Origin of the sequence: Lysobacter sp. M15 (assembly GCF_022662515.1) — a bacterium.
In the GTDB taxonomy this organism is placed as follows: domain Bacteria; phylum Pseudomonadota; class Gammaproteobacteria; order Xanthomonadales; family Xanthomonadaceae; genus JAKPBU01.
This window is the reverse complement of the sequence record NZ_JAKPBV010000011.1, coordinates 443,798-468,451: the sequence shown is the minus strand read 5'-3', so window position 1 is coordinate 468,451 and position 24,654 is coordinate 443,798. Positions and strand designations below refer to the sequence as shown.

Annotated in this window: 26 protein-coding genes; 11 read left to right on the top strand and 15 right to left on the bottom strand. The window is 68.2% G+C overall.

Annotated features, from left to right (window positions below; translation table 11 throughout):
* Positions 1-13 precede the first annotated feature (13 nt).
* Positions 14-463 (top strand): AAC(3)-I family aminoglycoside N-acetyltransferase, encoded by a 450-nt coding sequence (locus tag MC380_RS10770; RefSeq protein ID WP_343223571.1) that lies wholly within the window; start codon positions 14-16, stop codon positions 461-463.
* Between the two features lie 31 nt (positions 464-494).
* Here the strand turns inward: MC380_RS10770 and MC380_RS10765 are convergent, their stop codons facing one another.
* Together MC380_RS10765 and MC380_RS10760 are read right to left on the bottom strand one after the other, a co-directional pair.
* The gene (locus MC380_RS10765) at positions 495-1,214 is read right to left on the bottom strand and encodes an arginyltransferase (RefSeq protein WP_242164663.1); all 720 of its coding nucleotides are present in this window, start codon (positions 1,212-1,214) and stop codon (positions 495-497) included.
* A gap of 1 nt (position 1,215) precedes the next feature.
* Entirely contained in the window at positions 1,216-1,788 is a 573-nt protein-coding gene (locus MC380_RS10760) for a hypothetical protein (protein WP_242103281.1), read from the bottom strand.
* A gap of 140 nt (positions 1,789-1,928) precedes the next feature.
* On the opposite strand from MC380_RS10760, the gene MC380_RS10755 reads away from it, so the two are divergent.
* A complete protein-coding gene (locus tag MC380_RS10755; protein WP_242164662.1) occupies positions 1,929-2,618 on the top strand; it encodes a calcium-binding protein in 690 nt (229 codons plus the stop codon).
* A 158-nt stretch (positions 2,619-2,776) separates the two neighbouring features.
* On the opposite strand, the gene MC380_RS10750 is transcribed toward MC380_RS10755, so the two are convergent.
* Genes MC380_RS10750 through MC380_RS10740 form a run of 3 tightly spaced genes read right to left on the bottom strand, consistent with a single transcriptional unit; the run spans position 2,777 to position 5,119 of the window.
* Positions 2,777-3,595 carry a hypothetical protein gene (locus MC380_RS10750; RefSeq protein ID WP_242164661.1) on the bottom strand — a complete coding sequence of 273 codons (819 nt, stop codon included), beginning with the start codon at positions 3,593-3,595 and terminating at the stop codon, positions 2,777-2,779.
* Complete coding sequence (locus MC380_RS10745) at positions 3,595-4,509, bottom strand: acyl-CoA thioesterase II (protein WP_242164660.1); 915 nt, start codon at positions 4,507-4,509, stop codon at positions 3,595-3,597. Before MC380_RS10745 ends, MC380_RS10750 begins: the two co-directional genes overlap by 1 nt.
* A gap of 43 nt (positions 4,510-4,552) precedes the next feature.
* Entirely contained in the window at positions 4,553-5,119 is a 567-nt protein-coding gene (locus MC380_RS10740; protein ID WP_242164659.1) for an N-acetylmuramoyl-L-alanine amidase, read from the bottom strand.
* A gap of 22 nt (positions 5,120-5,141) precedes the next feature.
* Between MC380_RS10740 and MC380_RS10735 the strand changes: the two genes are divergently transcribed.
* From MC380_RS10735 to MC380_RS10715, 5 genes are all read left to right on the top strand, one after another.
* Positions 5,142-5,657: an MOSC domain-containing protein gene (locus MC380_RS10735; protein ID WP_242164658.1), complete on the top strand. Its 516-nt coding sequence runs from the start codon at positions 5,142-5,144 to the stop codon at positions 5,655-5,657.
* Positions 5,654-6,184, top strand: a complete 531-nt coding sequence (locus MC380_RS10730) for a hypothetical protein (RefSeq protein ID WP_242103289.1) — start codon at positions 5,654-5,656, stop codon at positions 6,182-6,184. Before MC380_RS10735 ends, MC380_RS10730 begins: the two co-directional genes overlap by 4 nt.
* An 88-nt stretch (positions 6,185-6,272) precedes the next feature.
* Positions 6,273-8,432, top strand: a complete 2,160-nt coding sequence (rlmKL, locus tag MC380_RS10725; protein ID WP_242164657.1) for a bifunctional 23S rRNA (guanine(2069)-N(7))-methyltransferase RlmK/23S rRNA (guanine(2445)-N(2))-methyltransferase RlmL — start codon at positions 6,273-6,275, stop codon at positions 8,430-8,432.
* Positions 8,433-8,508: 76 nt separating this feature from the next.
* The gene (locus MC380_RS10720) at positions 8,509-9,129 is read left to right on the top strand and encodes a methyltransferase domain-containing protein (protein WP_242103294.1); all 621 of its coding nucleotides are present in this window, start codon (positions 8,509-8,511) and stop codon (positions 9,127-9,129) included.
* A 92-nt stretch (positions 9,130-9,221) separates the two neighbouring features.
* Positions 9,222-10,085: a pirin family protein gene (locus MC380_RS10715; protein WP_242164656.1), complete on the top strand. Its 864-nt coding sequence runs from the start codon at positions 9,222-9,224 to the stop codon at positions 10,083-10,085.
* A 68-nt stretch (positions 10,086-10,153) separates the two neighbouring features.
* Here MC380_RS10715 and aqpZ read toward each other — a convergent pair whose 3' ends face one another.
* From aqpZ to MC380_RS10695, 4 genes are all read right to left on the bottom strand, one after another.
* On the bottom strand, positions 10,154-10,870 hold the full coding sequence (gene aqpZ / locus MC380_RS10710; protein ID WP_242103296.1) for an aquaporin Z: 717 nt from the start codon (positions 10,868-10,870) through the stop codon (positions 10,154-10,156).
* 102 nt (positions 10,871-10,972) lie between these two features.
* On the bottom strand, positions 10,973-11,416 hold the full coding sequence (locus tag MC380_RS10705; RefSeq protein WP_242164655.1) for a hypothetical protein: 444 nt from the start codon (positions 11,414-11,416) through the stop codon (positions 10,973-10,975).
* 75 nt (positions 11,417-11,491) lie between these two features.
* A complete protein-coding gene (locus tag MC380_RS10700) occupies positions 11,492-12,355 on the bottom strand; it encodes a pirin family protein (RefSeq protein ID WP_242103298.1) in 864 nt (287 codons plus the stop codon).
* Positions 12,356-12,508: 153 nt separating this feature from the next.
* Positions 12,509-12,910 carry a hypothetical protein gene (locus MC380_RS10695; protein ID WP_242103299.1) on the bottom strand — a complete coding sequence of 134 codons (402 nt, stop codon included), beginning with the start codon at positions 12,908-12,910 and terminating at the stop codon, positions 12,509-12,511.
* A 135-nt stretch (positions 12,911-13,045) separates the two neighbouring features.
* Here MC380_RS10695 and MC380_RS10690 point away from each other — a divergent pair, with 135 nt between their 5' ends.
* Complete coding sequence (locus MC380_RS10690) at positions 13,046-13,555, top strand: XVIPCD domain-containing protein (protein ID WP_242164654.1); 510 nt, start codon at positions 13,046-13,048, stop codon at positions 13,553-13,555.
* Positions 13,556-13,557: 2 nt separating this feature from the next.
* Here the strand turns inward: MC380_RS10690 and nfi are convergent, their stop codons facing one another.
* The 6 genes from nfi to rlmJ all read right to left on the bottom strand — a co-directional run bounded on the left by nfi (position 13,558) and on the right by rlmJ (position 20,956).
* Positions 13,558-14,226 (bottom strand): deoxyribonuclease V, encoded by a 669-nt coding sequence (gene nfi / locus MC380_RS10685; RefSeq protein WP_242164653.1) that lies wholly within the window; start codon positions 14,224-14,226, stop codon positions 13,558-13,560.
* A 6-nt stretch (positions 14,227-14,232) separates the two neighbouring features.
* The gene (locus tag MC380_RS10680) at positions 14,233-14,742 is read right to left on the bottom strand and encodes a phosphoglycerate mutase family protein (RefSeq protein WP_242164652.1); all 510 of its coding nucleotides are present in this window, start codon (positions 14,740-14,742) and stop codon (positions 14,233-14,235) included.
* A gap of 116 nt (positions 14,743-14,858) precedes the next feature.
* The gene (gene mfd / locus MC380_RS10675) at positions 14,859-18,350 is read right to left on the bottom strand and encodes a transcription-repair coupling factor (protein ID WP_242103304.1); all 3,492 of its coding nucleotides are present in this window, start codon (positions 18,348-18,350) and stop codon (positions 14,859-14,861) included.
* A gap of 115 nt (positions 18,351-18,465) precedes the next feature.
* Positions 18,466-19,047 (bottom strand): GNAT family N-acetyltransferase, encoded by a 582-nt coding sequence (locus tag MC380_RS10670; RefSeq protein ID WP_242103305.1) that lies wholly within the window; start codon positions 19,045-19,047, stop codon positions 18,466-18,468.
* 69 nt (positions 19,048-19,116) lie between these two features.
* Positions 19,117-20,040 carry a DUF808 domain-containing protein gene (locus MC380_RS10665; RefSeq protein ID WP_242103306.1) on the bottom strand — a complete coding sequence of 308 codons (924 nt, stop codon included), beginning with the start codon at positions 20,038-20,040 and terminating at the stop codon, positions 19,117-19,119.
* Positions 20,041-20,098: 58 nt separating this feature from the next.
* A complete protein-coding gene (gene rlmJ / locus MC380_RS10660) occupies positions 20,099-20,956 on the bottom strand; it encodes a 23S rRNA (adenine(2030)-N(6))-methyltransferase RlmJ (RefSeq protein WP_242103307.1) in 858 nt (285 codons plus the stop codon).
* Between the two features lie 57 nt (positions 20,957-21,013).
* Here rlmJ and creB point away from each other — a divergent pair, with 57 nt between their 5' ends.
* From creB to creD, 3 genes are all read left to right on the top strand, one after another.
* Positions 21,014-21,685 carry a two-component system response regulator CreB gene (gene creB / locus MC380_RS10655; RefSeq protein ID WP_277929910.1) on the top strand — a complete coding sequence of 224 codons (672 nt, stop codon included), beginning with the start codon at positions 21,014-21,016 and terminating at the stop codon, positions 21,683-21,685.
* Between the two features lie 2 nt (positions 21,686-21,687).
* Positions 21,688-23,115 (top strand): two-component system sensor histidine kinase CreC, encoded by a 1,428-nt coding sequence (gene creC, locus MC380_RS10650; protein WP_242164651.1) that lies wholly within the window; start codon positions 21,688-21,690, stop codon positions 23,113-23,115.
* A gap of 113 nt (positions 23,116-23,228) precedes the next feature.
* Positions 23,229-24,542 (top strand): cell envelope integrity protein CreD, encoded by a 1,314-nt coding sequence (creD, locus tag MC380_RS10645; RefSeq protein WP_242164650.1) that lies wholly within the window; start codon positions 23,229-23,231, stop codon positions 24,540-24,542.
* Positions 24,543-24,654 lie beyond the last annotated feature (112 nt).

Here is a 24,654-nt window from a genome sequence, read left to right as displayed (position 1 = left end):
GAATAAAGCGGCCGTGGTGATCCGCCGCCTCGACGCGGACACGCTCGGGCCGACCGAGGGCATGCTCACCTTGTTCGGCGAGGCGTTCGGCGACATGCCAACCTACGCCGGATCTCGGCCGGACGCGGAGTACTTCCGACGCCTGCTGGGCAACGAATATGTCATCGCGCTGGTCGCGCTCGAGGACGATGAGGTGGTGGGCGCGCTGGTCGCCTATGAGTTACCGAAGTTCGAGCAGGCCCGCAGCGAGATCTACCTTTACGATCTGGCGGTGGACCAGGAGCACCGGCGCCAGGGCATCGCGACGGGGCTGATTCGCGAGCTGCAGCAGATCGCCGCCGCGCGCCGGGCCTGGGTGATCTTCGTGCAGGCCGACTACGGCGACCACCCGGCAGTGGCCTTGTATACGAAGCTGGGCATCCGCGAGGACGTCATGCACTTCGACATCGCGATCCCCGGATAGAAAGCTTCTGGTCGACCGGCGGGCCGGCGACCTACTCGAAGCGCAGTCGCCGCCATTGACGTCCGTCGAAGCCTTCGATCGGGCGGAAATGGCGCTTGTAGTCCATCTTGTCGTGGCCGGCGATCCAGTAGCCCAGGTAAAGATGGCGCCGCCCCTCGCGCCTTGCCCACGCGATCTGCTGCAGGATCGCGAACGTGCCCAGGCTGCGGGCGGAGGCGTCGGGATCGTAGAAGGTATAGACCGCAGACAGCGCGTCCTCCACCAGATCGGTGACCGCAACGCCCAGCAATTGATGGCTTGTGTGTTGACGAAGCTCCAGGAAGCGGCCATCGGACCAGCTGCCGATCAGGAACTGGTCGAACTCCATCGCGCCGTGATCGTCCATGCCGCCGCCCGCGTGGCGCGATTGCAGGTAGCGGCGATACAGCGCCACGTGTTCGTCGGAGCGTTGCGCCGGCACCACGCGCGCGTCGATGTCCGCATTGCGCGCCAGGCACCGGCGTTGGCTCCGGTTGGGTGCAAAGTCGGTGAGTGGGATGCGCACCGCCAGGCATGCGCGGCACCCACGGCAGTGCGGGCGGTAGACCAGATCTCCGGAGCGGCGGAAGCCCCATCCCAGCGCGACCGGATAATGCTGGGCCAGGCGTGGGTCACGCGGATCGATCACCAGGTCGCGCGCGATGCGGTCGGGGAAATACCCGCAGACGTGCTCGCCGGTGTGGAAGACGCGCAGTTCCTCGGCCTCGCGCATGTCAGTGTCCCTGCCAGCCGAGCAGGCGCCAGAACAGCAGGCCTGCCGCGCCACCTGCAACCGCGCCGGCAAACAGGTCGCGTTGCGCATGCCGCTCCAGCACCAGTCGCGACCATGCCAGCGCAGTAGCAAAGGCCAACCCCAGCCCCACGGCCCAGAGGCCGAGGCGCCATAACAGCACCGCGGCATAGGTCGCGAATGCAACATGCAGCGACAGCTTGCACCAGCGTGCCGACAGCACCGCCGCGAACACCAGCAACCCCGACAAGGCGATTGCCAGCGCCACGGGTGCAGCTGCGAAGCGCCATGCCAGCAGCGTGCCGAACGCGAGGGCGAACAGCAGGAAGCGGTTCAACGCACGGCGCTCGGCATGGGCGCTCGCATCGACGTGGAGCCAGCGGCCGCGACGCACCTGCCACCACGACCAGCCCATCACCAGCAGACCGAAGACGGCAAACCCGGCCAGCATCCGGCCGCCCCTGGCGTAGCCGGGCGCGGCCGCGAACCAGACTGCCACCGGCAACACCAGCACCGGATGCCCGAGTATCGAAAGCGTGCGTGCCAACCCGTCCATGGCACCAGCATAGCGCCGCGGATCGCGCCGGTTGCGACTGTCGCTTCACTGAACGGGCCACGCCCGGAGTCAACCCAGAACCGGCCCGGGCGTTGATCGCGGCATGGCGGCACGGTGCCGCCTCCCCAGGAGACCGGACCATGCATCGCAAGACCCTGATCGCGGCGGCACTGCTCGCCGCCGTCGCCACGACCGCGGCCATTGCCGCCCCGCAGGCAGCCGAGCACGCCCAGCATCGCGGGCACGCAAAGCTGGATGCCAACAATGACGGCGCGATCGACCGTGCCGAAGCGGCAAACCATCCCCGCTTCGCCGCAAAGTTCGATCAGCTGGACACGAACAAGGATGGCAAGCTCAGCGCAGCTGAACGTCCGCATTGGAAGCGTGGCCATCGCGGCGGCCGGGGCGGCGGCCATGAAGGCATTGCGCGCTTGGACAAGGATGCCGACGGACGCATCAGCCGCGCCGAGTTCGACGCGGGCAGGGCCGAACGCGCCGGGCGGATGGCCGCCATGAGCAAGGACGCTGGGGCGCACAAGCCGCTGCACCAGGCACCCGATTTCGCCGCACTGGATGCCAACCGCGATGGTTACCTGGTGCGCAGCGAAGTGAGCGACTACCACGAGCGCATGCGCCCGCAGCGCGACGCGGAATTCGCCAGGCGTTCGGCCGAACGCTTCGCCGCGGCCGACATCAACAAGGACGGCAAGCTGAGCAAGCTGGAAGTGGGCGAGAAGATGCCGCGACTGGAGAAGTCGTTCGCCTGGATGGACGAGAACCGGGACGGTTTCCTCAGCCAGCAGGAACTGCAGCCGCGGCGGCACCCCTGATTTCTGCAGGCGTCAACGAAAGGCCGAGCCCGCGCATCGATGCGCGGGCTTTTTCATGGGCGAGTTTGTAGGGGCGACGTGGGTCGCGAGCCCTTTCCAGAACAGCGGGGCCTCGGGGAAAGCTCGCGACTCACGTCGCTCCTACGAGGGCGGGAGCGCTACAACATCCGCAGGATGCGCCAGGTGTCGCCGGTGCGTTCCACTTCCAGCGTACGCGTTTCGGGCTGTTCTTCGTCACCTGTGTGGTGGACCATGTCCAGCCGCACGGTCCCGACGCCGGAGCCATCGGTGCGGTATTGGTTGACGTCGAAGCGCAGGTCGGCGTGCGCCCGGTCGCAGGTCGACGACGGTTGCAGCGAACGATCCCCGTTCCCCAGCCGCGCGAGCAGTTCGGGCGGCGGATCCTTACCGTCGATGGCGATGCAGGCCAACGCCGGCGCCTGCGCCTCCAGTTCGATCCGCAGCAGGGTCTCGGCCAGCGCCGGAGGCGTGGCGATGACATAGCCGGGTTCGCCCGCCGATGAGGAGGACGCCGTCGCCGGCGCGGCTGTCGCGGGGACGGCCGGTGGCGCCTTGCGCAAAGCCAGGAACCCCAGCGCCACGGCCACCGCGATCACCACCAGCAGGGCGATCTTCAGCCGAAACGCGCGCTTGCGGCGCGGATCGCCGCCGGCGCCGGCCTCGCCGCCGTGCACGGTCGCAGCGAGGAAACTGTCGGACGGGGTGCGGGTGGATTCGAGCAGGCCGGCTTCGCGGAGCATCGTCCGGGCGCGCGGCTGGTCTTCCGACCGCACGATCCAGACCGCGGGTTGCGGGCCTTGGCGCTCGCGTTCATCGGCGCGGTAGCTGAAGTTGCCGCGGATGGCGCCGCGATAGGAACGTCCGTGGGTGATGCGCACCTCGATGCCCGCGTCCTCGAGCATCTTGGCGACACCCTCGACGTTCTCGATCCGCGGGCTGGTGAAGACCTGACGCATCAGCTGTTCACCGCCGGCGGCGCACAGGTGGCATCCTGCACCACCCGGATCAATCCTTCCTGTGCGGTGCTGGCGACCAGACGCCCGGTCCGGTCGTAGATCATGCCGCGCGCCAGTCCGCGCGAGTTCTGCGCGCTGGGGCTGTCAATGGAATACAGCAGCCAGTCGTCGGCCCGGAACGGACGGTGGAACCAGAGCGCATGGTCGAGCGAGGCCATCTGCACATCCGGCTGGTAATAGCTGATGCCATGCGGATAGGTCGCGGTACCCAGCAGCTGGAAGTCGGACGCATAGGCGAGCAGGGCCCGGTGCAGTTCCGGCGGATCGCCGACCTTTTCCGCGAGCCGGAACCACACCTGCTGGAACGGCGGCCGCTTGGGCGGCTTGAGTTCATCGCGCGGATAGACATGGCGGAATTCGAACGGCCCGGTGCGGCTGAGCCAGCGCTGGACCTTGGTCGGCAGCTTGGCCAGCACTTCCTCGGGAACGGCGTGCGCGGGTTCGATGTCCTCCGGCTGCGGCAGCGCGGGCATCGACAACTGGTGTTCGGCGCCCGGCTCGAGCTCCTGGAACGATGCCGCGCAGAAGAAGATCACCTTGCCGTGCTGGATCGCGCTGACCCGGCGCACCGAGAAGCTGCCGCCATCGCGGGTGCGATCCACGTCGTAGACGATCGGGTGTTCGATGTCGCCCGCGCGCAGGAAATAGGCGTGCAGGGAATGCGCGGTGCGCAGCGGGACGCCGTTGTCGCGACCGCCTTCCAGCGTCGCCTGGGCCGCTGACAGCGCCTGCCCCAGCACCTGGCCGCCGAAGACGTACTTGGTGCCGATGTCGCGGCTCTGGCCACGGAACAGATTGTCCTCGAGTCGTTCCAGCGACAGCAGTTCGATCAGTTCGGAAACGGGGGAGGTCATGCGCTCAGATGCGGGAAACGGCCGCTAATTGTACGGCCCCCTGCTAGGGCAGCCGCTTCAGGGAACTCGCGGCCAGGATTCGCGGCCAGGGAAACAGCGGCCCTGGGTCGCGCTTGCGTCGTACCCTCAGCGAGGGATCGTCGTCGGCCGCCACCTCGGTGGTGTCCAGGTCCTCATGGCCGGCGATGTAGGCCAGATTCGGCAACGCGGCTTGCAACTGCTCCAGCAATGCGATGAGCGCGTCGACCTGACCGGGTTCATAAGGCTCGGCCATCGCCTGGTGGCGGGAATCGAGCCAGTGCGGATAGCGGCCGGTATTCACCAGCTCGATCCCCAGCGAGCGTGGATTGTAGCCGCGGGTATGGTGCGCCACGCGGTCGATATCGACCCAGCGATGCGTGGCACCGTCGCGGTTGATGTAGAAATGGCCGCTGTTGCCGGTGCCGGACTCGGGATAAAGCACCCGCTCGCCGTACGCGCGTGCAGTGGCGAGGTCGGGCAATTCGGTGCAATGGATCACGACGAGGTCGATGTCGCCGGGATCGCGCGCAGCCAGCCGCGTCTGGTAGGGCAGGGCATCGACGTGGACGTCCAGGGAATGAAGCGGCATGGCCCGATGCTAGCATTCACCGATGGCACGTCTTTCCCCGGATTCGGAACTCGCACACCTGTTCGCGCAGCTGCCGCGCGCGGGGCGCGTGGACTGGATCGGCGTGCGACCGGCGCGCGATGTTCCGATGCGCGAGCTCGAACGCGTCGAAGCCCACGACGGCGCCGGCCTGGCTGGCGATCGCTACACGCTGTCCAGAAGCGGCAGCGGCAAGCGCGGCATCACCCTGTTGCAGGCCGAACATCTGCCGGCGATCGCAGCGCTGTCGGGTCATGCGGCAATCCTGCCTGCGACCCTGCGGCGCAATCTGGTGGTCTCCGGGATTCCGCTGGTGGCGCTCAAGGACCGCCGCTTCCGGATCGGCGAAGTGCTGCTCGAAGGCACCGGCCCCTGCGATCCGTGTTCACGCATGGAGGACGCGCTGGGCCAAGGTGGTTACAACGCGATGCGCGGGCATGGCGGCATCTGCGCGCGGATCCTGCGCGGCGGTGACATCCGCCTGGGCGACGCAGTCATCGCGGTGGAAGAAGGCGCTTGAGCAAGGGCCACTGCATCCTGTCGCACGGCTTCGAGAGCGGACCCGATGCCACCAAGGTCACCGCGCTGGCCGAAGTGGCCGGGCAGCTCGGCTGGACCCACGAACGGCCCGACTACACCGACCTGGATGCCAGGCGCGAAGTGGGCGAACTCGGCGATGTTCCTGCACGACTTCAGCGCCTGCTCGGACTTGCGCGCGAGGCCGCCGAACGCGGACCGCTGGTGCTGGCCGGTTCCAGCCTGGGTTCGTACATTTCCGCACGGGTCTCCCTGCAGGTACCGGTGCGCGGCCTGTTCCTGCTGGCGCCGCCGCTGACGATGGGGCCGCTGCCGGCGCTGGAGGCCGCCGCCGACGTGCCGATCAGCCTGTTGCATGGCTGGGACGACGAACTGATTCCCGCGCAGGACGTATTCGATTGGGCCAGGGCGCGGCGCGCGCGACTGCTGCTGGTTGCCGACAGCCATCGGCTGTCGGCGAACGTCGACACCTCGGCAGCGGCTTTTGCCGAACTGCTGCGGTCGCTGTAGGGGCCCCCATGGGTGCGACTGCGCCACGAGTGTCAGCCCGAAGAGTCTTCCGTCGCGCCGATCGCGCGCAACAGCAGGCCGTACAGAAGTGACCGCGCGCTTTTTCGTCAGCTGCGGCAAGGGCCTGGAATATCTGCTTGCGGATGAACTGCTCGCGCTCGGCTGCGCCAGGGCGACCGCGACGATCGCGGGGGTCAACGCCGAAGGTGGACTGGCTGACGCGCAACGCGCGGTGCTGTGGTCGCGGCTGGCCAGCAGGGTGCTGTGGCCGCTGGCCGAATTCGATTGCCCCGACGAACACGCCTTGTATGCCGGGGCATCGACGATCGCCTGGGAAAAACACCTTGATGCGGACCTGAGTCTGGCGGTCGACGCACACGTCTCCGGCACCGCCGTCACTCACGCACGCTACGCCGCGCAGCGGGTGAAGGATGCGGTGGTCGACCGCCTGCGCGAGCGGGATGGCCGGCGCCCTGATGTCGATGTCGAGTCGCCCGACGTGCTGATCGATCTGGTGCTGCGCAAGGGCAGGGCGGTGGTGTCGATCGACCTGTCGGGCGGCGCGATGCATCGCCGTGGCTGGCGCAGGGTGCAGGGCGAAGCGCCGCTCAAGGAAACGCTGGCCTGCGCGGTGCTGCTGCGGGGCGGCTGGCCGCAGGTGTACCGCAGCCGCGGCGTGCTGCTCGACCCGATGTGCGGCAGCGGCACCCTGCTGATCGAAGGCGCGCTGATGGCAGCGGACGTGGCACCCGGGTTGATGCGCTACTCCAGCACCGTGCCGACGCGCTGGAAGGGATTCGACCTGGACGGTTGGCAAGATCTCATAGGCGACGCGCGCGCGCGCGAGGCAGCAGGACGCGCCGCCTTGCGCGCATGTTTTGCCGGGCGCGATCTCGATCCGCATGCCATCCATGCCGCGCGCGAGAACGCGCAGGCGGCCGGCGTTGCGGCTTCGCTAGACCTCGGGGTCGGCGCCGTTGCCACGCTGTCGTTGCCGGTGGTGTCAGCCGCAAGCGAGGCACCGCTTCCGGGCCTGGTCGTTTGCAATCCGCCCTACGATGCGCGCCTGGCGGCCGATCCCGCGATCTATCGCAGCCTCGGCGATGCGCTGCGGCGCGAAGTTCCGGCGTGGCGGGCCAGCCTGCTGTGCGGGGACGCGGAACTCGCCTTCGCCACCGGTCTGCGGGCGAAGAAGACATACCAGCTGTTCAACGGCGCGATCGAATGCACCTTGATCGTGGTCGATCCCATCGCCCCGGCGGTGCGTCCGCGTCCGGAGCCGCGCACGCTGCCCGAGGGTGCGCAGATGGTGGCCAACCGGCTGCGCAAGAACGTGGCGAAGCTGAAGTCCTGGCGCGAACGTGAAGGCGTGACCTGCTGGCGCGCCTACGATGCCGACATTCCCGAATACGCTGCCGCGATCGATGTCTACACGGCCGAGCCGGATGCCGCCACCTGGCTGCACGTGCAGGAATACGCGGCGCCCTCGGAGATTCCGGTGGAGGTCGCGCGGCGCCGGCTCAACGAGCTCCTGCTGGCGGCGCGCGAGGTGTTCGACGTGCCCAAGGAGCGCGTAGCGCTCAAGACCCGCGAGCCGGGCAAGGGCGGATCGAAATACGGCCGCTTCGATCACCGCGGCCAGTTCCTCACGGTCCGCGAAGGCGCGGTCCGGCTGAAGGTCAATCTGTTCGACTATCTCGATACCGGGCTGTTCCTCGATCATCGCCCGCTGCGGCTGCAGATCGCCGAACGGGCGCGCGGCATGCGCTTTCTCAACCTGTTCTGCTACACCGGCGCGGCCACGGTGCATGCCGCGGTGGGCGGTGCGGCCACCACCACCAGCGTCGACCTGTCGGCCACCTATCTGGAATGGCTGGCGGACAATCTGCGCGAGAACGCTATCGGCGGCACCCGGCACCGCATCGCGCAGGCCGATGCCATGGCCTGGCTCGAAGCCGATGGCGGGGAATACGACCTGGTGTTCTGCGATCCGCCGACCTTCTCCAATTCCAAGCGCGCCGGCGATTTCGACGTCCAGCGCGATCATGTGCGCCTGCTGCAGGCGGGAGTTTCCAGGCTCGCGCGCGATGGCGTGCTGTATTTTTCCAACAACTTCCGCCGCTTCCGCCTGGACGAGGCGCAGGTGTCCGCGTTCGCGATCGTGGAAGACATCACGCCTGCGACCATTGGCCCGGATTTCGCGCGCCATGCGCGGATCCATCGCTGCTGGCGGCTGCGCGGGCGATAGGCGTCAAGGACGGCCGCGGTCGCCCGGTTCGAAGCGCTTCACCTTTCCTCCGCACGACGGGCGCATGATGGGGCCCATGTCGCGTCGATCTGCCCACAGCCTGCGCTTCTTCGGACAATGGCTGCGCAACCCCAGGCAGACCGCTGCGATCGCTCCCTCCAGCCCGGAACTGGCCGCGGCAGTGCTGGCCGAACTGCCGCAGGGTGCGCGCCGGATCATCGAGCTGGGCGGGGGCACCGGCGTCATCACCCACGCGCTGCTGGATGCTGGCATCGCCCCGGACGACCTGCTGATCATCGAGCTCAACGCTTCGTTGCACGCGCAGCTGCAGGCGAGGGTGCCCGGCGCGCGCGTGGTCCAGGGCGATGCCCTGCATACCGCGGAACTGGCGCTGGCCAGTGGCTACCTCGAACATGGCCCGGCCGACGCGATCGTCTCCGGGCTCGGTCTACTGACCATGAGCCGCGAGACCCAATCGGCGATCCTGCAATCGGCTTTCGCCTGCCTGGGCCCGGACGGGGTGATGGTGCAGTTCACCTACGGCCCCCTGTCGCCGGTCAACCAGAGTCTGCTGCTGGAACTCGGGTTCGCGGCCCGGCGCGGGGAACTGGTGCTGCGCAACGTCCCGCCGGCCACGGTCTGGACCATTCGCCGCAACCGGGCCAAGGCGATCCGGCCACGCACCGTCCACCGTTAGCACGCCGCGCGCAAAGCAGCGTTCCAGTACCGGGGCTGTGGCGTGGGCAAACCTGCCTCGACATGCTGGCCAGTCCAACACAGGAGCCTGCCGTGAGCACCGCCACATCGATTCGCCAACCTGCACGCATCACCCGCAAGCTGCGCGGCACGCCGGCCTCCGACGGCGCCGGGGTCAAGCTCACCCGCGTGATCGGGGGCCCGCAGCTCGAGATGCTCGACCCGTTCCTGCTGCTGGACGAGTTCGGGACCGACCGCGCCGAGGATTACCTGGCCGGATTTCCGGACCATCCGCACCGCGGCTTCGAGACGGTCACCTACATGCTCGACGGGCGCATGCGGCACCGCGACAACCATGGCAACGAAGGTTTGCTGACATCGGGCAGCGTGCAATGGATGACCGCCGGTCGCGGCCTGGTGCACTCGGAAATGCCCGAGCAGCAGGAAGGGCGCATGCGCGGCTTCCAGCTGTGGGTGAACCTGCCCGCGAAGGACAAGATGGTCGAGCCGCGCTACCAGGAATTCGCGCCGGAGCAGATTCCGGTCGCGACACCTGCGCAAGGCGTGGAAGTAAAGGTCATCGCCGGAGCGGTCGGCGAGGTGAAGGGACCGATCGCGCAGCCCGCGACCGAGCCGACCTATCTCGACATCGTCCTGCAGCCGCAGGCGGCCTGGGAAACGGGCCTGGCCGAAGGCCACAACGCCTTCGCCTATGCCTACGAGGGCGGGTTGACGGTCGGCGAGGGCGAGGATGCGCGTCCGCTGGAGGCGCAGGAACTCGCAGTGCTGGGCGGCGGCGACGCACTCACGTTGCGCGCCGGCAGGGCCGGAGCGCGCCTGATCCTGATCGCCGGCCGGCCGACACGCGAGCCGGTCGCGCGCTACGGCCCGTTCGTGATGAACACCCGCGAGGAGGTCATGCAGGCCTTCGTGGATTACCAGGAAGGCCGCTTCTAGGCGCGCTTGCGCGTGGCAGCTGGAACACAGGCGCCGTCAACCGGCGCCTGTGTCGCTGCGACGCGGCTTCAGTCGCGTTCCGGCGCGAGCCAGCGGTACAGCGCGCCGCCAACCAGGCCGCCCACGATCGGCGCCACCCAGAACAGCCACAGCTGTGCCAGCGCGCCGCCGCCCGCGAACAGCGCCACACCGGTGGAGCGCGCCGGATTCACCGAGGTGTTGGTTACCGGAATGCTGATCAGGTGGATCAGGGTAAGCGCCAGACCGATCGCGATCGGCGCGAAGCCTGCCGGTGCGCGACGGTGGGTGGCACCCATGATCACCACCAGGAACATCGCGGTCAGCACCACCTCGCTGATCAATGCGGCGTGCATCGAGTAGCCGCCCGGAGATCGCGCATCGAACCCGTTGGTGGCGAAGACCCCGGCCGCGGCCGGATCGATCACGAAGCCCGCTGCGCCGCTGGCGATCTGGAACAGGACGAACCCGGCCAGCGCCGCTCCGAGCACCTGCGCGACCACGTAGGGCAGCAGATCCTTGAGCGGGAAGCGGCCGCCGGCCCACAGGCCGAAGCTGACCGCGGGATTGAAATGGCCCCCGGAAATATGACCGAACGCGTAGGCTCCGGTGAGTACCGTCAGGCCGAACGCCAGCGAGACGCCGAGCAGGCCGATGCCCAGCGGGTTGCCCTCGCCACCGAAATTCGCCGCCAGGACGGCGCTGCCGCAGCCGCCCAGCACCAGCCAGAACGTGCCGAGAAACTCGGCGACGAGTCGCTTGCTCATGTCCCTTCCCCAGGTTGCGGCCCGTCGTCGGGCCGCCGCGAATGCTCGGTCAGAGCGCCCGGGGAAGTGTTTGCATCCCGTTAAAGACCGCCGTGCCGGGACTCAGTTGCTGCTCAGCCGCGCGTCTTCGAAGCGCAGCGCATGGGCTTGCTGCATGGCCTGCGCCTTCTGGGTTTCGTCCGCGGCGCGCAGGCTGATGTGGGCGACCTTCCCGCCATCCACCTCGACCAGCGTTTCGCGCGCGATCACGTCCTGCCCGGCGATTTCGCTACGGTACCAGTGGCCCTGGTGCCCGGCGATGCTCGTGGGCTCGGCGCGATTGCGGCGATTGGGCTCGAACGGGCTGCTGTCGGAGATCGTGACCGCAAACGCCTCGCTGCCATCGCCCCGGAGCGCCCGGCAGAACACGAAGCCCGGTCCATCGAGTTGCTCCCAGGTCAGGCCGGTGTCGGCCGGCAGGCTCGGGCAGCTCGCCGGCGATTGTGCGAAGGCCGCCCCCGGCGCCAAGACAAGGATGGCCAATGCCACCCGGTAAAGGTTGCTCATGAGTTGTCCCCCTGAACGGCATGCTGCCGTGCAACAGATCTTGCGACGCCAGGTCCGAAACTTCCGTGACCGGGTTCACCTTTCAGGCAATGGAATGCGTTCCTCGCTGTCGCCGGGGATCAACCCGAAACGCCCTGTTTCCCAATCGGCCTTGGCCTGTTCGATGCGCTCGCGCGAACTCGAGACGAAGTTCCACCACAGGTGTCGCGGTGCATCCAGCGGCTCGCCGCCCAGCAGCATGGCCTTGAGCGGCGTCTTCGCCCGCAACCTCGCGGTGCTGCCGCGATCGAGCACGATCAGATGCTTCGCCGGCAGATCCGCGCCGTCGAGCTGGGCCTCGCCCTCCAGCACATAGAGCGCGCGCTCGACGGCGTCGTCCGGGATCTCCAGTTCCGCCCCGGCCTGCAGGTCGAGGGCGACGTTGTAGGTATCGGCGAAGACCCGCACCGGCGAGGCCATGCCGAAGCCTCGACCGGCGATCACGCGTACGCGCGCGCCGCGATGCTCGCGCTCGGGCAGGGTCGCGGCTGGGTGGTGGTGGAACGCCGGTTCGGCCTCCTCGTGCGCCTTCGGCAGCGCCACCCAGGTCTGCATGCCGTGCAAGGGCTGCTCATTGGCGCGTAGCGCTTGCGGTGTGCGTTCGGAATGGGCGATGCCGCGACCGGCGGTCATCCAGTTCACGTCGCCCGGGGAAATGTCCTGGGCGCTGCCCAGCGTGTCCCGATGGTGGATGGTCCCGGCCCAGAGAAAGGTCACCGTGGCCAGGCCGATATGCGGATGCGGGCGCACGTCGATGCCGCGTCCGGGTTCGAAGATCGCCGGACCCATATGGTCGACGAAGACGAAGGGTCCGACGCTGCGCGCCTGGATGCTGGGTACGGCACGACGAACCTGGAAGCCGCCCAGGTCGTGGACGCGTGGAGCGATGATCAGTGGCATGTCCGGTCCGTCAGGTGCGATAGACCGCAGGATGTCACGCATTGCCGGCGCCCGGGGCCGCACCGGCGCAACGCGCTTTTCCGCTCCTGCAGCGGACCGCCCCATGCGGGTGCGAGCCGCTGCCAGCCTGCTGCGATGCCGGGAACCGTCCCGCTATGGACCGGTTTCCACCCGCAGGTTCGCGGCCGGGTCGGGGCCGCGTTCGAGCGACTTCAGCACGAGTCGGCGTGCACCGATCGCATGCGACCGCGGCTCGAGCCCGGTGTGCAGTTCGAATCCCTGTGCCGCTTCGCCGGAGGGCGACCACTCGAAGGCCACGATCGCGTCGCCGGCCCAGACGCAATGCACGCCCGGCGGGCAGCGTGAATCGTTGACCACACGCAGGTAGCGCAGGCGGCTGCGGTCGGCCAGGGTGACGGCCTGGCCGACCTGCATGCGGAAATCCACTCCGTCGCTGATCGCGGTCTCATTGCTGCCGGCGACGCTGGCGCAGGCGGCCAGCGACAGCGGCAGCAGGGCCGATAGCGTGATGCTGCTCGAAACGATATTCCGCATCGGTGCGCTCCTTGCCGGGTGCCGATATCTAAACGCATTCGCATGAACGCCGGGTGCATGCGCAGGCATGGGACGCAACGGATTCCCAACGCCGCATCGCCTATGCTCGCGGCGACCATCGGCAAGGAGCATGCGATGACTACCGGTATCGACCCAGCGATCGCCGCCGCGCGCGCGGCCGCCGAAGCCGCGAAGCCCGCGGAGGTCGCCACCATAGACCCGTTGCAGAAGGACCAGGACACGCTGCTGATCTCGGATCCGGCAAATCCGCACCATGCGTTCTACCAGCAGGCCCTGCAGGGGCTGGAATTGCTGGGTCCGCAGCGATTCAAGGATCGCCGCGAACTCGAGCGGGTCGCGCTGGCGATCGCGCTGCAGGCGGCGGCGGTCGGACTGGCGCGCATCGACCGTGTCGTCGCGAGCGACGATGGTGCCGGCTACTTCTTCGTCGACCGGCACGCGGTGGATCCGGCGATGCGCGGCTACGTCGCGCATGCCGAGGCGGTGCAGCCCCACGGCGACCGGGTCATCGAAGCCCAGCAACTGCAGGCGCAGCGGACGCAGGAACAACAACGCCAGGTCGAGCAGTCGCAGCGCGATGCGCAGGACGCGAGGCGCGGCGCGATCCCGACGCGCCAGTTGTGAGCTCAGTCGTCGCGCGCGTCGGGCTGGACTGCGAGCCGTATCGGTTCGGGCAGGCGGAAGCCGGTCACGAAGCGCATCACCAGTTCCGCAGTCGAGGCCATCGCCACGCGATGTCCCGGCGACACGACCAGCGGATCGGCCCCGACCTTGCTGCGTAGCAGCCAGCCGATCTGTTCGCGCCCCTGGCGCAGCGGCACGAAGGCGCCGCGCATTTCGTGCAGCTGCGTCGCGTTGGTGCCGGTCAGGACATGTCGGGCAACACCGATGCTGGGCAGGCCGGTGGCAACGCCCAGGTGCGCTGCGATGCCAAACCTGCACGGGTGGGCGATGCCGTTCCCCGGAACGAGCAGCAGGTCAGGTGCGCGCGACAGCTGCGAGAACGCCGCCAGCAGCATCGGAAGCACACGAAAACTCAGTAGGCCTGGAACGTAGGGCCACGTCGCGGCCATGCGCGCCACGCGCTGCTCGATCGGTTCCAATGTGTCCGCGTCCAGCACCACGACCGTTGCATGGCCGGTGGTGCCCTGGTCCTCGAAGCGGACATCGCAACCTGCGACGGTGCGCAGCGGTCTGACAAAACTGTCGCGGACCAGGACGCGCGACGCCAGTTCGGCCTGGAGCGCACGCGCGGCGGCTACGTCGCCGTTCCAGGAACTGGATTGCCCGGTCATGTCGACTCAGAAATGCTCATGGGTCAATTGAGGGGTTGCGCCGGCGGCGTTCGTGACCCGATACAGGTCGCCATAGTCGCTCTCGGCGAGCGGCGACACCGCGCAGCCGCACAGTGCCGCGACGATGTCGGGAACGGTATTGCTGTGGCCGACCACCAGCACGGTGCCCGAAGCATGATCGCGGCGCAGCTGCGCCGCCAAAGCGCTCGCCGGAAAGTCGGCGTCGTAGGCGATCACGGTGACGCCGTGCGCGTCCGCTGCAGGCTGCGCGGTCTGGCGGGTGCGACGGTATTGGGTCGCATAGGCGGCCACGATTGGCTGGTCCTGGAGATTTCGCGCCAGTGCCCGTGCGCGTTCCTGTCCGGCTTCGCTCAGCGACGGGTCGCGCGGATCATCCTTGGCCTTCTCCGCATGCCGGACCACGACGAAGGCGACCGACGCATCTCTTGCCTGCGGCGCAGCGCACGCTGTTGACAGCAGCAGGCAGAGGCAGGCGAGCAGGGCGGACAGGCGCATGGGTTGGCTCCATTCAGAGGCGCAGACGCTCGAACTGCCGCGATGTCGTCGAGCAGTCGATCCTGCACAATAGAGGATATCGAGAACGTTGCCCGTCGCTTCGGACGATCGCGCCATCAGGCGGCAGGCCGCAAGGTGGTAAGCAACCCTCGTGCTGCATTGAACCGGGTCGCCGCGTCGGGCAGGTCCAGTTTGACCCGCAACTTGTCCGGGCCGTCCATCTGGTAGTGCCTGGGCTGCCCCTGGATCATGCGGATGATCGACATCGGGTCGACGTCGGGCTTCTCGACGAACTGCACGCGCCCGCCCGCCGGGCCCAGCGCCAGCTTGCGGATGCCAAGGCGGGTGGCCTGCAGTTTGAGTTCGGCGATGGCGAACAGGTGCTTAACCGGGTCGGGCAGCAGGCCGAAGCGGTCGATCATTTCGACCTGTAGCTCGCGCAGCTCTTCCGCGTCGCGTGCGCTGCTGATGCGCTTGTACAGGGTCAGGCGCGCGTGCACGTCGGGCAGGTAGTCCTCCGGGATCAGCGCAGGCAGGCCCAGCTCGACTTCGGCGCCGCGATGCAGCGGCTCGTCGACATCGGGCAGCTTGCCCTGCCGGATCGAGCGCACCGCGCGTTCCAGCAGTTCGGTGTACAGGCTGAAGCCGACCTCGGTCATCTGCCCGCTCTGGTCCTCGCCGAGCAGTTCGCCCGCGCCGCGGATTTCCAGGTCGTGGGTGGCCAGGGTGAATCCTGCCCCGAGTTCGTCCATCGACACGATGGCCTCGAGCCGCTTGCGCGCATCGGCGGTGATGCTGCGCGCATCCGGCACCACCAGGTAGGCATAGGCGCGATGGTGCGATCGGCCGACACGTCCGCGCAGCTGGTGCAACTGTGCCAGCCCGAACTTGTCGGCGCGGTTGATGATGATGGTGTTGGCGTTGGGGATGTCGATGCCCGATTCGATGATGGTCGAGCACAGCAGCACGTTGAAGCGCTGCTTGTGGAAATCCAGCATCACCTGCTCGAGTTCGCGCTCCGGCATCTGGCCGTGGGCGATTCCGATCCTGGCCTCGGGCACAAGCTCGGCCAGTTCGCGCTGCATCCGGCCGATGCTTTCGACGTCGTTGTGCAGGAAATACACCTGTCCGCCGCGCGCGAGTTCGCGCTGGAACGCCTCGCCGAGCACACCGCTGTTCCAGGGCATCACGAAGGTCTGCACCGCGAGCCGGTGCGCGGGAGGCGTGGCGATGATCGCCAGGTCGCGCAGGCCGGCCATGGCCATGTTGAGGGTGCGCGGAATGGGGGTGGCGGTCAGCGTGAGCAGGTGCACGTTCGCGCGCAGCGCCTTGAGCGCCTCCTTCTGGCGCACGCCGAAGCGCTGTTCCTCGTCCACGATCACCAGGCCCAGGTCCTTGAAGCGCACGTCCTGCTGCAACAGCCGATGGGTGCCGACGATGACATCGATCTTGCCTTCGGCGAGGCGCTCGAGCTCGGCTTTGTTCTCCTTGGCCGATTTGAAGCGCGACAGCGCCTCGACCTTCAGCGGCCAGTCGGCGAAGCGGTCGCGGAAGTTGCGGTAGTGCTGCTCGGCGAGCAGCGTGGTCGGCACCAGCACCGCGACCTGCTTGCCGGCGGTCGCCGCGATGAAGGCCGCACGCACCGCGACCTCGGTCTTGCCGAAGCCGACGTCGCCGCAGACCACACGGTCCATGGGCTGCGCACTGCCCAGGTCGCGGATCACCGCCTCGATCGCGGCGTGCTGGTCCGGCGTTTCCTCGAACGGGAAGCTGGCCGCAAACGGTTCGTACAGCGCACGGTCCACTTCCAGCGCCAGGCCCGCGCGCGCCTGGCGCTTGGCCTGGATCTCGAGCAGTTCGGCGGCCACATCGCGCACCTTTTCCTGTGCCTTGCGCTTGGCCTTGGTCCACTGCTCTCCGCCGAGGCTGTGCAGCGGCGCCGTGTCCGGCGATGCGCCGGAATAGCGGCTGACCAGATGCAGCTGGCCGACCGGCACGTACAGCCGGTCGCCCTTGGCGTATTCGATGTCGAGGTACTCGCCGGGCTGGCCGCCGGCGTCCAGGGTGATCAGCCCGCGATAGCGGCCGACGCCATGATCCTCGTGCACGATCGGCGCGCCTTCGCTCAGTTCGCCCAGGTCGCGGATGATCGCTTCGGGTTCGCGCCCCGCGCGCTTGCGCCGGCGCGGCTGCGCGGCGCGCTCCGGGAACAGCTGGCGTTCGGTGAGGACGGCGATCTGCGGATCGTCGAGCGCGAAGCCATTGTCGAGCGGGGCGACCGCGATGGCGAAGCCGCGCGGGTCGGCGGCGGTCCGGCCTTTGGCGGGCGTGTACGCTTCGAGGAAACTCGTAAAGTCCGGCAGGACTTCCGGCTGCAAGGCGGCTGCCTGCAATACCTCCAGCAGGGCTTCGCGCCGCCCCGCGGTGTCCGCCGCGATCAGCACCCGCCCCGGATAATTCGCCAGAAACGTCTTCAGCGCGGCGGCAGGCTCGGCATCCTTTGCGGCGAGGGGCAGGTCGGGTGCGGGCTGGTCGCCCAGGGGCTGCGCGTCGGCGCGGCGCGGATGGCCTGCGTCGCAGACTTCGATCCGGCTGCCCTGGTTGAGTCGTTCGCGCAATGCGTCTGGTGACAGGTACAACTCGCCCGGGGGCAGCAGCGGACGCTCGATGTCGTGGCGACGCTGTTCGTAGCGTTCGCCCACGGTCTGCCAGAAATGGTCGGCCGCTTCGTGCACGCCTTCGGCCAGCACCGGCAGCGCGTCCTTGCCGAGGTAGTCGAACAGAGTTGCGGTCTGGGCGAAGAACATGGGCAGGTAGTACTCGATGCCCGCCGGCGCCAGCCCGGCCTTGAGGTCCTGGAACAGCGCGCTGCGCCGGGTGTCGATGTCGAAGCGATCGCGCAGGGCATCCATCGCGCGCTTGAGCGCCTCATCGTCGAGCGGCACCTCGCGCCCGGGCAGCATCCTGACCGCCTCGGTCCGGTCGAGCGAACGCTGGCTTTCCGGGTCGAACGCGCGGATCGAGTCGATCGCATCGTCCAGCAACTCGACCCGGTAAGGCCTGTCCGCGCCCATCGGATAGACGTCGAGCAGGCCGCCGCGCACCGCGAAATCCCCTGGGTCGAAGACCTGCGGCACGTTGCGGTAGCCGGCCGATTCCAGGCGGCGCTTTTCCGCATCCAGATCGAGCGTTTGCCCGACCCGGACATCGAAGCTGCTGCCGATCACGTAGCGCAGCGGCGGCAGGCGCTGCATCAGCGTCTGCACCGGCACGATCACGATTGCGCGCTTGAGCGTGGGCAGGCCGTGCAACGCGGCCAGGCGCTGCGACACGATGTCCGGATGCGGGCTGAACTGGTCGTAGGGCAGGGTTTCCCAGTCGGGGAACGGGATCACCGGCACGTCGCCGTCGGCACCGAGCAGGGTGCGCAGATCCGATTCGAGCTGGTGCGCCCCGTGGTTGTCCCTGGCGACCACCAGCAGGGTGCCCGCATGCGCGCTGGCGGCACGCGCGATCGACCACGCCAGCGCGGAAGCCGAGGCGGGCGCACGCCACCAGGCGCGCTGCTGTCCGGGCCTGGGGAGGGGAGGAACGGGAAAGACGGGCATGGGCGAAATCACGGAAAACAGGGGCAGCGCCGGAACGTGAAAACGGCCGGCGCGAAGGGGCGGGATTCTAGCGTGCAGGGTGTTGCGACGACGGAGTGGATCGCACCCGCAGGTGCTAATTCTCCACGGCTGCGGGCGGCTCGCCGGGCCGTGTGGCCCGCTTCTTCAGATCCAGCACCACCCGCACCATCCCCGGTGCGTCGCCGTGCTCGCGGCGGAAGCCAAGCGATTTGGCCAGGGTCAGCATCGGCTGGTTGTGCTCGAGCACATCGCCATACAGATGGTCCAGCCGTTTGCCGCGGGCCCAGCGGACCAGCCGCTGCATCAGCTGGCGGCCCAGGCCCATCTCGGCGATGTAGTGGCTCACCAGGATCGCGAACTCCGCACTGCGCGTGTTGGGGATCACCGCGGCGCGCGCGACTGCGCCGACCAGGGCTTCGCCCGGCGGCAGCGGTTCGGCGGCCACGAGCACGAACTCGGTGTGCGGATCTGGCCGGCACAGGCGATCGGCCATCTCCTGCGTGAGCTCCTTCAACGCATAGAGGAAGCGGTGCCGTACCTCCTCGGGCTGCAGCAGGTCGAAACCCGCACGCAGCGGCAGCGCGTCATCCGGCCGGATCGGCCGGATCAGCACCTCGCGCCCGTTGGTCAGGCGCAGTTCCTGGTGCCATGGCGGTAATCGGTTGCGTGCAGCCATGCGCACTATGCTCGCATGAAATCGGTCTCGCCCGGCGTGAAAATGCGCCGTGACCGGTGCGCGATCCGGTCAGGATGCCGAGGCCGCGGGTCTGGATTTGCGCAGTTTTCCGATCATCGACACCACGAACAGCACGATGGCGCCGGCCACGATTCCGACCACGGCGTTGAACAGGTTCGAGGTGAGCCAGCCCAGGCTGGCGTTTGCCAGCGGTTCGATCAGGTGGTGCAGCGCCGGAATGCCGTGCACCAGGATCCCGCCGCCGACCAGGAACATCGCCGCCGTTCCGGCCACCGACAGGAATTTCATCAACAGGGGCGCAGCGCGCAGGATCGCGCGTCCGGTGCCACGGGCCAGCGCGGAGGCATCGGGCTTGCGCGTGAGCAGCAAGCCGAGATCATCCAGCTTGACGATGCCTCCGACCAGACCGTAAACGCCCACGGTCATGATCAGCGCGATCGCCACCAGCACGGCGATGCGCTGCAGGAACGGCACCCCGGCAACCGTGCCGAGCGAGATCACGATGATTTCGGCCGAGAGGATGAAATCGGTGCGGATCGCACCCTTGATTTTGTCCTTTTCGAACTTGACCAGGTCGATCTTCTCGTCCTTCACCGCCTCCAGCAGCTGGACGTGGTGTTGCACATCTTCATCCCGGCTGTGCAGGAATTTGTGCGCAAGCTTCTCCACGCCCTCGTAGCACAGGTAGGCGCCACCGATCATCATCAATGGCACCACCGCCCAGGGAGCGATCGCGCTGATGACCAGCGCGGCCGGCACCAGGATGGCCTTGTTCACCAGCGAGCCCTTGGCCACGGCCCAGACCACCGGCAACTCGCGGTCCGGATCGACCCCTGCGACCTGCTGCGCATTCAGCGCCAGGTCGTCGCCCAGCACGCCGGCCGTCTTCTTGGTGGCGACCTTGGTCATCACCGACACGTCGTCGAGCAGCGTGGCGATGTCGTCGAATAGGGCGAAGAAGCTCGAGGCCATGGTAGTCAGCAGGTGGCGTGAAGCCGGATTCTGTCACAACGTCCGCGCACGCCCGGCTTCACCCCGGTTCGCGCAGCCACTCCACGCGCGTCGACGCGCCCGCTTCTCCAAGCGCCGCCCGCAGCTGTTCGAGCGCCGGTGCAATGGCCTGGGCGAAGCGCCACGGCGGGTTGAGCAACAGCAGGCCGCTGCCGTTCATCCGTAGAGGCGAATCGTCGGCGCGGACCAGCAGTTCCACCAGCAACGTGGATTTCGATTCGAATCCGGCCGCCTTGCGCAGGAACGGCCGCAGGAGCCGGCGCTGCTTGATCGGATACCAGAGCGCGAACATGCCCTGCGGCCAGCGTGACAGCCCTTCGCGCAGCGCCAGGCGCGCCGCGTCGAGTTCGGCCAGCTGCGCTTCGTAGGGCGGATCGATGAGCACGAGCCCGCGACCGATCCGCGTGGCGCCGTCGCGCGGCGGCAGCAGCGCGCGCAGCGCGGCGTAGCCGTCGCGCTCGTGCACGGTGACGCGCGGATCGGCGGCGAAGTTGGCCCTCAGCCGCGCTGCTTCCACCGGCTGCAGTTCGCAGACCGCGATGCGATCTTGCGGGCGCAGCGCATGCGCCAGCAGCCAGGGCGAACCTGGGTAGGACTGCGGCCCGTGCAGGGCGTGGCAAGCGCGCACGGCTTGCAGGTAGCGGGCGATCAAGGGGTCGCGCTGCGGCCGCGCCAGCAGCCGAAACACGCCGTCATCAGCCTCCGCGGTGCGGCGGGCGGTTTCGCCATCGAGCGCGTATAGACCGCGACCGGCGTGGGTATCGAGCGCGAAGCAGGGCGTGGGCTTGGCCACCAGCGCCTCGCACAACGCCAGCAGCACGACGTGCTTGAGCACATCGGCGTGGTTGCCGGCGTGGAAGGCATGGCGGTAGTTCATGGGTTCGGCCTGGCCAAAGCGCTCCTACAATAGCCGCAAGCCCGTTCGGCCCTGCGCATGCCCACCATCCTGCTCGCCGAAGACGAGTCCGCGATCGCCGCGACGGTGCTGTATGCGCTGCGGGGCGAAGGCTATGCGGCCGAGCATGTGCTGCTGGGCGGCGAGGTGGTGCCGCGCCTGCGGCAGGGCGGGGTGGACCTGGTGCTGCTGGACGTGGGGCTGCCAGACCGCAGCGGCTTCGATGTGTGCCGCGACCTGCGCGCCTTCTCCGCGGTGCCGTTGATCTTCCTGACCGCGCGCAACGACGAAGTCGACCGGGTGCTGGGCCTGGAACTGGGCGCCGACGACTATATCGGCAAGCCGTTCTCGCCGCGCGAACTGGTGGCGCGGGTGCGCGCGCGCCTGCGCCGGCATGCGAACGAAGGTCAGGCGCAGGCGCGTGGCCGCTTCGAGCTGGACCCGGACGGGCATCGGATCCGTTATGACGGCCAGGCGCTGGACCTGACCCGGTACGAGTACGCCCTGCTGGCAGAGTTGCTGCGGCGACCAGGTGCGATCCTGAGCCGCGCGCAGCTGCTGGACCGTGCCTGGGAGGCTGCGCTGGAGAGCGGGGAACGAACCGTGGATACCCACGTGAAGACGCTGCGCGCCAAGCTGCGCGCGATCGTCCCGGGCAGCGACCCGATCCGCACCCATCGCGGCGTGGGCTATTCGCTCGACGTCGACTGACGATGAAGATCGGTCTGCGGGTCCTGCTCGGGTATTTCGTCATCGTGGCGCTGGCGGCGCTGCTGCTGGGACGCGTGTTCGTGCAGCAGGTCAAGCCGGGCGTCCGCCAGGCGATGGAGGACACACTGGCCGATACCGCCAACGTCCTGGCCGAGCTGGCTGCCGACGATCTGCTGGCGGGGCGCATGAACAACGGGCGTTTCGCGCAGCGCGTGCGCGCGCTGCAGGGCCGCGATATCGGTGCGGAGATCTGGGGGTTTCCCAAGCGCGAGGCGAGCTATCGCATCACCGTGACCGATGCCCGCGGCATCGTGGTGTTCGATTCCGCAGGACGCGAACTGGGGCGCGACAACTCGCGCTGGAATGATGTCTATCGCACCATGCGCGGCCAGTACGGCGCCCGCTCCACGCGCGAGGTACCGGGCGACGACAGCACGTCGGTGATGTACGTGGCCGCACCGGTGCGCGACGCGCAGGGCCGGATCGCCGGAGTGCTGACCGTGTCCAAGCCCAACCGTGCGATGGCGCCGTTCATCGCCCGTAGCCAGGGCGTGATCCTGCGCTGGGGCTTCGTGCTGCTGGGCGTGGCCCTGTTGATCGGCCTGCTCGCCGCGTGGTGGCTGTCGCGCCAGCTTGGCGGACTGCGCCGCTATGCAGACGCAGTGACCGCCGGGGAACGCACGACCCTGCCGCAATCCGCGGGCGAGTTCGCCGCGCTCGGCCGCGCGCTGGAGACCATGCGCGACCGGCTGGAAGGCAAGCAGTACGTCGAGCGGTACGTGCATGCCCTGACCCATGAACTGAAGAGCCCGCTGGCCGCGATCCGCGCCTCGGCCGAGCTGCTGGAATCCCCGCTGCCCGACCAAGACCGCAGACGCTTCGCCGAGGCCATCGGCGCGCAGAGCGAGCGCCTGACCATGATGGTCGACAAGCTCCTGGCGCTGGCAGCCGTGGAGCACCGGCAAAGGATCGAGCAACCCGAGCCGGTCGATCCTGCCGCGCTGGTACAGGCGGCGGCGGAAGATGTCCGGTCGCAGGCGCAGGCGGCCGGCGTGCAGCTGGTTGTCGAGGCGGAGGAAGGGATGCCTGCGCTGTCGGGCGATAGATTCCTGCTGCGGCAGATGCTGGTGAACCTGCTCGACAATGCCATCGACTTCTCGGCCCGCGGTACCAGCGTGGAAGCCAGCGTGCGCCGTCAGGACGCCGGAATGGTCTTCATCGTCGCCGATCGCGGATCGGGCGTGCCTGACTATGCAGTGGAGCGCGTGTTCGAACGCTTCTATTCCCTGCCGCGTCCCGGCACCCAGGCGCGCAGCAGTGGCCTGGGCTTGAGCTTCGTGCGCGAAGTGGCGGCCCTGCACGGCGGCCGGGCGCTGTTGCGCAATCGCGAAGGAGGCGGCACCGTGGTCGAGGTTGTGCTGCCCACCTGACTCGCGCGAACAGCAGTCGTCCGCGGTTCCGCTTCACCTTCGCCTCACACAAGCGCCTTCGTCCCTCCTCGCAGCCGGCGGATCCTGCCGCCATCGCAACGAAGGAGAGTGCCATGCGCCTGGGCTTGAAGATCCTGATGGTGGCTGTGCTGACCGTCATCATCCTGGTGCCGCTGACCATGATCCGCGGCACCATCCACGAGCGGCAGCAGTACCGGCAGGAAGCGGTCGAGAGCATTTCGCGCAGCTTTGCCGGCGTTCAGCGCATCGCCGGCCCGGTGCTGGTCGTGCCCTACACCGAGACCATCGAGGTCGAAGAGCGCAACGACAAGGGCGAGGTGATCCGCAAACTCAAACGCGATGGAGAGCAGGGCATCTGGACCTACTTTCCCGAAACCCAGGACCTGCGCGGCCGCCTGGTGCCCTCCACCCGGCGCCTGGGGCTGCACGAAGTGCGGGTCTACGAGCTGCGTGGCGCGCTGGCGGCGCGGTTCCACGTGCGGATTCCCGCCGATGCCGACCCGGCACTGCCGCGCAAGATCGGGCGCCCGTGGTTGAGCTATGGCATCGCGGACGTGCGTGGGTTGGCGGGCTCGCCGGTCCTGCGCATCGACGGAAGTGAAGCCGCGCTGCAGCAGGGAATGGGCAGCCGCGAGCGTTCCGGCGTGCATGCGAGCCTGGAGCCGCCGGCCGCCGGCAGCGAGTTGCGCTTCGACAGCAAACTGGAATTCAACCTGGGCGGCACCGAGTCCCTGTCGATTTCGCCGCTCGCCAAGCGCAACCGGATCGTGCTGGATTCGTCCTGGAAACATCCTCAGTTCAACGGCGATTTCCTGCCGCGCTCACGCAGGATCGGCGGAAACGGATTCCACGCCGAATGGGAAGTGTCGTCGCTGGCGAGCAATGCCCAGGCGCAGTACCTGGGCAATACCGAACTCGATGCGATCGGCGTGTCGCTGGTGGACCCGGTCAATGTGTATTCGCAGACCGATCGCGCCAGCAAATACGGGCTGCTGTTCGTGGCGCTGACCTTCGTCGGTTTCTTCATGCTCGAGCTGGTCAAGCAACTGCGCATCCATCCGATCCAGTACGGCCTGGTGGGGCTGGCGCTGGCGATCTTCTTCCTGCTGCTGCTCGGCCTGTCGGAACACATCGTGTTCGGCTGGGCCTATCTTGCCGCCAGCATCGCATGTGTCGGCCTGCTGGGCTTCTATGTCTCGCATGTGCTGCACAGCCGGGGCCGCGGTTTCGGATTTGCCGCGATGCTGGGCCTGCTTTACGCGGCGCTGTACGGCCTGCTGGTGTCGGAAGACAACGCGCTGGTGCTCGGAGCGGGCCTGCTGTTCCTGATCCTGGCGGCGATCATGTTCGCGACCCGCAAGGTGGACTGGTATCGCGTCGGCGAACAGGCGACGCGGCCGGCATGAGCCGGGGCGATTCCCGGCGCGAGACGGAACGTTGCGGCCTGCGCCTGCGGCCCGCGATGGCGACGTTGCCCCGGCGGATCGCGGGCGCAGCCTGCGTCCGCACCGCGTCCGG

Bases quoted from the DNA above. Each gene is read 5' to 3' on its own strand.
- MC380_RS10765 (WP_242164663.1), bottom strand. From the start codon at position 1,214: ATGCGCGAGGCCGAGGAACTGCGCGTCTTCCACACCGGCGAGCACGTC.
- MC380_RS10760 (WP_242103281.1), bottom strand. From the start codon at position 1,788: ATGGACGGGTTGGCACGCACGCTTTCGATACTCGGGCATCCGGTGCTG.
- MC380_RS10755 (WP_242164662.1), top strand. From the start codon at position 1,929: ATGCATCGCAAGACCCTGATCGCGGCGGCACTGCTCGCCGCCGTCGCC.
- MC380_RS10750 (WP_242164661.1), bottom strand. From the start codon at position 3,595: ATGCGTCAGGTCTTCACCAGCCCGCGGATCGAGAACGTCGAGGGTGTC.
- MC380_RS10745 (WP_242164660.1), bottom strand. From the start codon at position 4,509: ATGACCTCCCCCGTTTCCGAACTGATCGAACTGCTGTCGCTGGAACGA.
- MC380_RS10740 (WP_242164659.1), bottom strand. From the start codon at position 5,119: ATGCCGCTTCATTCCCTGGACGTCCACGTCGATGCCCTGCCCTACCAG.
- MC380_RS10735 (WP_242164658.1), top strand. From the start codon at position 5,142: ATGGCACGTCTTTCCCCGGATTCGGAACTCGCACACCTGTTCGCGCAG.
- MC380_RS10720 (WP_242103294.1), top strand. From the start codon at position 8,509: ATGTCGCGTCGATCTGCCCACAGCCTGCGCTTCTTCGGACAATGGCTG.
- aqpZ (WP_242103296.1), bottom strand. From the start codon at position 10,870: ATGAGCAAGCGACTCGTCGCCGAGTTTCTCGGCACGTTCTGGCTGGTG.
- MC380_RS10705 (WP_242164655.1), bottom strand. From the start codon at position 11,416: ATGAGCAACCTTTACCGGGTGGCATTGGCCATCCTTGTCTTGGCGCCG.
- MC380_RS10700 (WP_242103298.1), bottom strand. From the start codon at position 12,355: ATGCCACTGATCATCGCTCCACGCGTCCACGACCTGGGCGGCTTCCAG.
- MC380_RS10695 (WP_242103299.1), bottom strand. From the start codon at position 12,910: ATGCGGAATATCGTTTCGAGCAGCATCACGCTATCGGCCCTGCTGCCG.
- MC380_RS10690 (WP_242164654.1), top strand. From the start codon at position 13,046: ATGACTACCGGTATCGACCCAGCGATCGCCGCCGCGCGCGCGGCCGCC.
- nfi (WP_242164653.1), bottom strand. From the start codon at position 14,226: ATGACCGGGCAATCCAGTTCCTGGAACGGCGACGTAGCCGCCGCGCGT.
- MC380_RS10680 (WP_242164652.1), bottom strand. From the start codon at position 14,742: ATGCGCCTGTCCGCCCTGCTCGCCTGCCTCTGCCTGCTGCTGTCAACA.
- mfd (WP_242103304.1), bottom strand. From the start codon at position 18,350: ATGCCCGTCTTTCCCGTTCCTCCCCTCCCCAGGCCCGGACAGCAGCGC.
- MC380_RS10670 (WP_242103305.1), bottom strand. From the start codon at position 19,047: ATGGCTGCACGCAACCGATTACCGCCATGGCACCAGGAACTGCGCCTG.
- MC380_RS10665 (WP_242103306.1), bottom strand. From the start codon at position 20,040: ATGGCCTCGAGCTTCTTCGCCCTATTCGACGACATCGCCACGCTGCTC.
- rlmJ (WP_242103307.1), bottom strand. From the start codon at position 20,956: ATGAACTACCGCCATGCCTTCCACGCCGGCAACCACGCCGATGTGCTC.
- creB (WP_277929910.1), top strand. From the start codon at position 21,014: ATGCCCACCATCCTGCTCGCCGAAGACGAGTCCGCGATCGCCGCGACG.
- creC (WP_242164651.1), top strand. From the start codon at position 21,688: ATGAAGATCGGTCTGCGGGTCCTGCTCGGGTATTTCGTCATCGTGGCG.
- creD (WP_242164650.1), top strand. From the start codon at position 23,229: ATGCGCCTGGGCTTGAAGATCCTGATGGTGGCTGTGCTGACCGTCATC.